Source organism: uncultured Methanobrevibacter sp. (assembly GCF_902801725.1).
GTDB lineage: Archaea > Methanobacteriota > Methanobacteria > Methanobacteriales > Methanobacteriaceae > Methanocatella.
The window spans coordinates 1-7,911 of sequence record NZ_CADCJB010000052.1 but is presented as its reverse complement, the minus strand read 5'-3'; the positions used below and the strand labels follow the sequence as shown (position 1 = coordinate 7,911).

The following is a 7,911-nucleotide window of genomic DNA, read 5'->3' as shown; positions in this document are numbered from 1 at the left end:
AATTCACCGTTTTCTTTTATTAAAGGAGTAGTTAATCTGTCTTCCCTATTAATAAATTGGTATCCAAAGTTTCCTTTTGGACATACTTTACCCTCGTTTACAGGGTGTCTTTTTAAAGGTTCTACACCAACAATTTTTCCGTCTTTTACAACGAAGTTGAGTCCACAACCAGTACCACAGTATGGACAGATTGTTGGGACGTATTTTATCTCAACCATTTTATAATCTCCAATATATATTATATATAAAAAAGTATAGAAAAAGAAGCTTTAGAAAGCTTCTTTCCATGAAAATTTACTAGCTTATTCTTTAAGGTAGGTAAACCAATAGATACAAGCTACGAATATTGCACCACCAACGATGTTACCGAGAGTTACTGGAATTAAGTTATTAACAATGATGGTACTCCAGGTTACACCTTTAGCTCCTAAGAACATACCTAATGGTATGAAGAACATGTTTGCAACACTGTGCTCAAATCCGATAGTTACGAAAGCCATGATTGGGAACCAGATACCAAAGATTTTACCGATGATATCGTCAGATGCGTTAGCTAACCATACAGCTAAACATACTAACCAGTTACAACCGATAGCTTTAATGAATGCAACATCGAAAGACATTCCGACTTTACCTGTTGCTACTTTAATTGCACCAGCTTGGATAGCTGGGTCAGAAGTGATGATTCCTCCCATAAATGCAAGAACGTATGCAACGAATAATGCACCTACGAAGTTGAATAACCAACTTAATACCCAATTTTTAGCGAGACCGCCGATAGAAGCGGTACCGTCTAATACACCGATGGTCATGAACATTACGTTACCAGTGAATAATTCAGAACCAGCGAGTACAACAATGATCAAACCTACAGGGAACACTGCACCGAATACAAATTTGGATAAACCAATTGGTAATCCAGCAGCGACCATACCTGCATTAGCGACTTCAGCTAATAAACCTCCAAATGCGATGTAAGCTCCTGCTAAAAAAGAGAGCAAAATCACATTAACAATATTTGCAGAGTTTTTAGCACCAGCAGTTGCAGAAATAGCTTTTGCAGTTTCTACTGGGCTTTTAAAAGATGAACTCATTTTATCAACCTCTTTATCCCTTTTTTTATAATTTTTTATAATACTAATGAATCTCACCATAAGAACGTTCAAAGTATTATGATTAATAATATATGACTTAATATATAAAAAGGGTTTGTTATCTGAGTCAAGAAGAAATATTTAAATAGGAGAATAGAGTTATATATAATTGTAATGATAAATCATTATAAATATTATAACATATCGTAAAATTATATCTTTTTTTAAAATAAATAAAATTTCATCTTATTTTAATCAAATTAACACTACAAAATCATTTATTTTAAAATCTAAATAAATTTAATTGATTTTAATAAAAAATACGTATTTTAATTGATAATTAAAAATATCGAATATAAATTATTTACATAACATATATTTAAATATAATGATTTTTTTTACGTTAGTAAAGACGTTTCAATTCAACCAACAATAGAGAAAATAAATTAATTCGCATAATAACGAACAAATACCTATATTTCTATTAAAGAATAAAAAATTTCAGGGAAAACCAAAATCAGACAAAAACCAGTATACCAAATAACAATTATATGGATTCGAAAATCTAGCCAATATCACTATATTAACCATCTTCAAAATATCCTGTAAATTCAGATTTTACTGATGATCGGATATTTCAAAATTTAAATATATTACTATATTATTATATTATATATTATAGAGGAGTTTCAAATGAAAATTGAAGAAATCGATGCAATAAATTATAAAAACGGAAAGGCAACCGAAGGAAAGGAAAAGGTTGTAAAGGACGAAACAATCACACTAACAATTAATGGAGACATAAGTCGAAGCCTGTCTGCAATCGAAGATTCACTTGAAGAATTTGCAGTAGGATACCTGTTCAATGAAAACATGGTAAACTCAATGGATGCAATCAGACAAATCAAAGTTGACGGAACACAGATCAATGCCGAAATAGATGATACCCTGCTTAGGACAAATGAAACAGTGCTCTGTTCCGATTCTGCCGGAGGATGGAGAAGCAAAATAAAAACAGTAAATCCCGTAGAATCTGATTTTCAGGTTAAAGCAAGCGAATTGATTTCAAGAATTGAAGAGCTGAAGGATAATGCAGAAATCTGGCAGGCAACAGGCGGAACACATGTTGCGGGAATTGTCTACAAAAACCAGTTCATCGTAAAGGAAGACGTCAGCCGCCATGTTGCAGTTGATAAGGTGATAGGCTACGGATTAATGCACAATTTTGACCTGTCCCAGTCCTATGTAATATACAGCGGAAGAATGCCTGCAGACATGGTTATAAAAATGACAAGGGCAGGAGTCCCAATACTCGCATCAAACGCAGCTCCCGCTAATTCAGGTTATAATATTGCAAAAAAAGGAAATATCACATTGGTTGGCTTTTTGAGAGGCCAAAGATGCAACATATATAATAATCAAAATAGAGTAATTTTCTAATTACTCCAATACTGTGTGTCTTGCTTTTAAATCGCTTTCTGTTTGTTCCATTTTTTCCATCAATTCAGAAACGATTGCATCAAGGAACACTAAAGTGGTTAATTCGAAAGCTGTGCCCAATGGAGTTAGAGAAGTATAATTTCCGTGAATTTGACGTTTCATATAGTTTTCGTCATCAACTTCCTTTTTAGTTCTTCCCTTAACGAAAATATATCCATCAGCCAATTGACCTAAAGTTGATTCAGGGTAAGAAGTAACGGCCAATACTTTAGAACCTCTAGTTTTAGCTATTTTTGCAGCTGAAACGATAGTGTTAGTTTCACCTGAACCGGAAATGGCAACTATACAGTCACCGTCATTGATTGCAGGAGAAATAGTTTCACCTACCACATAGGAGCTTAAACCTAAATGCATTAATCTCATTGCAAATGCTTTGGCAGCAAGTCCAGACCTACCCGCTCCAGTAACAAAAATATTATTAGAGCTTATAATAATATTTTCGAATTCATCAACTGTTTTTTCATCTAAAAATTCTTGAGCACTCTCAATATTTTCAAGTATAGCCTTTATAGAAGTTTTCATTATTTCCATTTTATCGAATTCCCAACAATACTTAACTATAATATATTATGAATACAATTTTATAAATAATTATGCAAAATTAAATAATCAAATTTATACATAAAATAAAATATTAAAACAAGCCCCAAAAAAATTTACTTGAAAAATAGGTTACCATGAAATTTAAAAGCAACGGATTGATAAGTCTTGAAATTGATGGGAAAATATACGATTACAAGTTGTTTCAAAGTTTGGAGTCTCTTGTACGCACAAAATCCCAAAGGCAATCTGCAAAAGAATTGAACATATCCCATACCGTATTCAACAGAAGACTGCTCAAAGCTGAAGAAAAACTGGGAGTGAAAATTACCCGGAAAGTGGGAAACGGCACATTGCTAACAGAAGAGGGCATTGACCTTCTTAATGAGTTCAGAAAATATCAGATTCAGATTGAAAAGACATCCAGCATAAACATAGCTGGAGGCCACATAAGCTCCGGTCTTCTGGAAAGCATAGGGCATCCGTTCAACATCAATATTTACAGCAGCAGCGACAAGGACGCATTTGAACTTGCAAAAAGAGGTGCCGTTGACATATTGACACTGGATGATCCGTTACTTGCCTATGAATTGAATATTGATTTTACACCAATAGCCTACGACTATCTTGTTTTGATTTCCAGCCCTGACTGCGAAGAGATTAAAAGCATCAATGACCTCGAAGGCCTTGACTTTGTAAATGTTGAAGGTTCAGCTCAAAGGCTTGCCTGGAGCAGTTTAGAGCATTATGATATAGACTACCATTTAAAGAATACTGTAAATTCCCAATTCGATGCATTTAAATTGGTTAAAAATTCTGAAAATTTACACAGTTTCCTGAATGCCAGCTATTTTAAGGGAAATGAAATATTGAAATTTGATACCCGTCATGTGATTAGCCTGATAAAAGTTAATGAAGATAAGCCGGAAGTAGACAGATATATAGAATATCTTCTTAATGATGGTCAAAAGGCCATTGAAAAGCAGGGATTCACATTAATATAATATTACTTTCCAAATGCTCTCGGAAAATAATAATCATACTTGTTTTACATAACATGAGTTACACTCATATGACCTCATGAAATTTCATATAGTCTACCTATATGATATTTCAAAACATTAAATAATGATAAGAACCAATATTAAAATGAAATATTAAAAGGCGATATTATGGCGAAAAACAGAGATTTACTAGCAATTGGTCACTCTGCTCATGATTATATAATTAGAGTGCATGAATTTCCTAAAGCTAACTTTTCAGCACCAATAACTAATATGAAAACATTTAATGGTGGAGCTGCAGCTAATGTAGCATGTGTTGGAGCTAATTTAGGATTAAAAACCTCTTTAGTGTCCGCAGTTGGCGGAGACTTTAAAAAAACAGACTATTACGAACATATGCAAAATTTAGGTATTGATACTGAATCATTAATTATAGTGCCTGGTGAAGCAACACCTACCGCATTTGTCCTGACTGACGATAATGAAGATCAAATCAGTTACTTCTATTGGGGAGCAGCCCGTGAATTTGCAGAAAGCAAAGTACCTATTTCCGCAATAAAAAATGCAGAAGCAGTGCATCTTGCAACAGGAGACCCTGACTTTAACTGGAAATGTTCAGAAGCTGCAAAAGAGGAAGATTTGCTTGTTTCATTTGACCCTGGACAAGACTTAGGAATGTACGACACCAAAAAATTGAAAGATGTTATCGAAAACACAACAATTCTTTTTGGAAATCATCATGAAATCGAAAGAATTCTCCAGGCTCTTGAAATCGACCTTGACGGCCTCAGGGAATTAGGTCCAAAAATAATTGTTAAGACCTGCGGAGCCAAAGGCAGCGAAATCTACTCAAACGAGGACAAAATCATAATTGATGCGATAACCAGAGAAGCTGTTGACCCAACTGGTGCTGGCGATTCCTACAGAGCAGGATTCCTATCAAGATTCCTAAATGGAGAATCCCTAGAGGAATCAGCTAAATTTGCATCTTCAGTATCATCATTTATTGTTGAACAGCAAGGCTGTCAAACCAACATGCCTAGTTTTGATGATGCGTTTGAAAGAATGAATGGATTTTATTAAAATCTATTCTTTTTACTATTTTTTAAAGTGAACTTTATTTTTCTCAAAACTGCTTTAATTTGAGTATAAAAATTAAACTTAACTTATTTTTTAAAAAAAACTTTATATAAATCAAAATAAATAGAATAAGCCAATAATCCTATTAATTTAAATAGTATTAAATTAAAATAAGTGATTATCAATTAATTATGAGAATAATTTAAATTAAATTTGACTGTTATAAATCTTAATTGAGGAATGATTTAAGATGACACAAATTAGCGATGCAAAAAAAGGTATATTAACCGATGAAATGAAACATGTAGCAAAGATTGAAGGTGTTTCAGAAGATTTTATTTTAAGGTCCGTTGCTAACGGAACCATAGTAATTCCAGGAAATGTAAACAGAGATATAGATGCATCAGGTATCGGTGCAGGATTAAGAACTAAAGTAAATGCAACTGTAGGTACCTCAACAGACATTGTTAACTTTGATGAAGAAGTTCAAAAAGCACAAATAGCAATTGACAACGGTGCAGACTGCTTAATGGAATTGAGTATCGGCGGAGACTTAGATGTAATAAGAAACAGAGTATTGGATATGTCCCCATTACCTGTAGGATCAGTACCTGTCTATCAAGCAGCTATCGAAAGTATCAGAAGAGACGGATCTGTAATTTACATGACTGAAGATGACTTGTTCAATACCATCGAAAAACAGGCAAAAGACGGTATTGACTTTATGGCAATCCACAGTAGTATCAATATTGAAACCTTGACCAGACTCAAAAGACAAGGCCGTGTAACCGGACTTGTATCCCGTGGAGGATCATTCATGTCCGGATGGATTGTTGAAAATGAAAAAGAAAACCCATTATACGAAAACTTCGATTATGTTTTAGAAATCGCAAAAGAACATGATGTTGTTCTTTCACTCGCTAACGGTATGAGAGCAGGGTCCATTGCCGATTCAACTGACAGGGCTCAAATCCAAGAATTGATCATTTTAGGAGAATTAATCGACAGGTCCCGTGAAGCTGGAGTACAATGTATGATTGAAGGACCAGGACACATCCCAATCAATGAAATTCCAACAAACGTAATGATTCAAAAGAAAATGTGTTCCAACGCTCCTTTCTACATGTTAGGTCCTATTGTATGTGATGTAGCACCAGGTTACGACCACATCGTGTCTGCAATCGGTGCAGCATCTTCAGCAAAAGCCGGAGCAGACTTCATCTGTTACGTAACTCCTGCAGAACACCTTGCTCTTCCTAACCCAGATGATGTAAGGGAAGGAGTAATAGCTACCAAAATCGGAGCTTACGCTGGAGACTTGGCAACCGGCCAAATCGATGGTTCACAAGATTTAGCAATGGCTGAAGCAAGAAAAACTCTCGATTGGGAAGCACAATATGCTTGTGCAATGTTCCCTGAAGCTGCACGTGCAAAAAGAGATCAAAGACCTCCTGAAGAAGAAGACACCTGTACCATGTGCGGTAACTTCTGTGCAGTAAAAATCGTTAACGAATGGTTGGATCAATCTGATTCCGACTTAATCAAATAGATAATCATATCTATTTAACTTCTTTTTTTATTTTTCAATCTTTTTAAATTCATCACAGCACAACACCATTTAACTGATTTTTAATATTGAATTCAAATCAATTTTACAAATTCATAACAATTTTATTAAATAACTTCAATTTTAAAAATTAACTTTAAAATAACCCAAATAATTAAATAATAACTTTAAAAACACCCATTAAAGAAAATATTTATATATAATTAAAATTAAAGTAATTACTAACCAAATCTATTTAATTTTTGAAGGTGAAAAAAGATGTATGACAATATGACTGAAAACCAAGCCATTGATTATGATTCAAACATCATCCCAAAAATAAAAGAAATGATTAATGAAGGATTTGACAAATTAAAATCCCTCGCTAAAGTAGAATCTAAAAAAACCACCAAAACCCCAAATTATAAATTATATGATGAATTGGAAAAAAAATTTGATGAAATTTCCTTCAAATTAAAAGAATTGAAATTATGCAATGAATACATTTATTTTCTTTTAATTTCTGACTACATTCTATATATTGTTGAACAAAATTCTATTGATTCAAGTTTTGGACATTGCGACATTGCTATAGAATTATTAGATTTTTTCATGGAGATATTTACTACAAATATGAATTTCTATAATAAATCCTTAAAGATTACGGATGAAGAATTTGAAACATTGAAAATCCATTTTAAAAAACAGTACCGGAAATATCGCTCACAGTTCTATTGCGATATCTATCAACCAACAGGGGATTTCACTGAAGAGGAAATGTACGAAATTCACAAAAGTTTAAGGAAAGGATAATATGAATTACTTCATAGATACAAATATTCCATTAGGCTATGCAATAATTCATGACAAATGGCATAATGTTTCTAAAACTTTTTTAGATAATCATCAAAAAGATTCCATATTCTGGTCAAATTTAGTAAAAAACGAATATACTGAAAAATTTAACGAAATACTTGATGATATAAACACATTTATAGCCAATTGCAAAACTCTATTAAAAGAAAATCAAAAAGATTTTATTAATTATTTCGATTTTGAGGATTTTTTAATCAGAAAAACAAAAATGAATTCTTTAGACAATTTCAAAAAACAGATGATTCTAAAACAATTCTGGACGGCTTATAAA

General features: G+C 33.0%; 8 protein-coding genes and 1 pseudogene. 6 read left to right on the top strand and 3 right to left on the bottom strand.

Going from position 1 to position 7,911, the window contains the following annotated elements:
- Together QZV68_RS09370 and QZV68_RS09365 are read right to left on the bottom strand one after the other, a co-directional pair.
- A pseudogene (locus tag QZV68_RS09370) lies at positions 1 to 218 on the bottom strand (formate dehydrogenase subunit alpha); the annotation flags it as partial.
- Positions 219 to 302: 84 nt separating this feature from the next.
- Positions 303 to 1,094 carry a formate/nitrite transporter family protein gene (locus tag QZV68_RS09365; RefSeq protein WP_296880742.1) on the bottom strand — a complete coding sequence of 264 codons (792 nt, stop codon included), beginning with the start codon at positions 1,092 to 1,094 and terminating at the stop codon, positions 303 to 305.
- 693 nt (positions 1,095 to 1,787) lie between these two features.
- Here QZV68_RS09365 and fdhD point away from each other — a divergent pair.
- On the top strand, positions 1,788 to 2,534 hold the full coding sequence (fdhD, locus tag QZV68_RS09360; protein WP_296880741.1) for a formate dehydrogenase accessory sulfurtransferase FdhD: 747 nt from the start codon (positions 1,788 to 1,790) through the stop codon (positions 2,532 to 2,534).
- On the opposite strand, the gene hxlB is transcribed toward fdhD, so the two are convergent.
- The gene (hxlB, locus tag QZV68_RS09355; RefSeq protein ID WP_296880740.1) at positions 2,535 to 3,125 is read right to left on the bottom strand and encodes a 6-phospho-3-hexuloisomerase; all 591 of its coding nucleotides are present in this window, start codon (positions 3,123 to 3,125) and stop codon (positions 2,535 to 2,537) included.
- 146 nt (positions 3,126 to 3,271) lie between these two features.
- Here hxlB and QZV68_RS09350 point away from each other — a divergent pair, with 146 nt between their 5' ends.
- The 5 genes from QZV68_RS09350 to QZV68_RS09330 form a co-directional block, all read left to right on the top strand.
- Positions 3,272 to 4,138, top strand: coding sequence for a LysR family transcriptional regulator (locus tag QZV68_RS09350; RefSeq protein WP_296880739.1), 867 nt, complete (start codon positions 3,272 to 3,274; stop codon positions 4,136 to 4,138).
- 168 nt (positions 4,139 to 4,306) lie between these two features.
- The gene (locus QZV68_RS09345) at positions 4,307 to 5,221 is read left to right on the top strand and encodes a carbohydrate kinase family protein (protein WP_296880738.1); all 915 of its coding nucleotides are present in this window, start codon (positions 4,307 to 4,309) and stop codon (positions 5,219 to 5,221) included.
- A 247-nt stretch (positions 5,222 to 5,468) separates the two neighbouring features.
- Complete coding sequence (gene thiC / locus QZV68_RS09340) at positions 5,469 to 6,767, top strand: phosphomethylpyrimidine synthase (RefSeq protein WP_296880737.1); 1,299 nt, start codon at positions 5,469 to 5,471, stop codon at positions 6,765 to 6,767.
- A 276-nt stretch (positions 6,768 to 7,043) separates the two neighbouring features.
- A complete protein-coding gene (locus QZV68_RS09335) occupies positions 7,044 to 7,577 on the top strand; it encodes a hypothetical protein (RefSeq protein ID WP_296880736.1) in 534 nt (177 codons plus the stop codon).
- Position 7,578: 1 nt separating this feature from the next.
- On the top strand, positions 7,579 to 7,911 hold a 333-nt coding region (locus QZV68_RS09330; RefSeq protein ID WP_296880735.1), incomplete at its 3' end, for a hypothetical protein.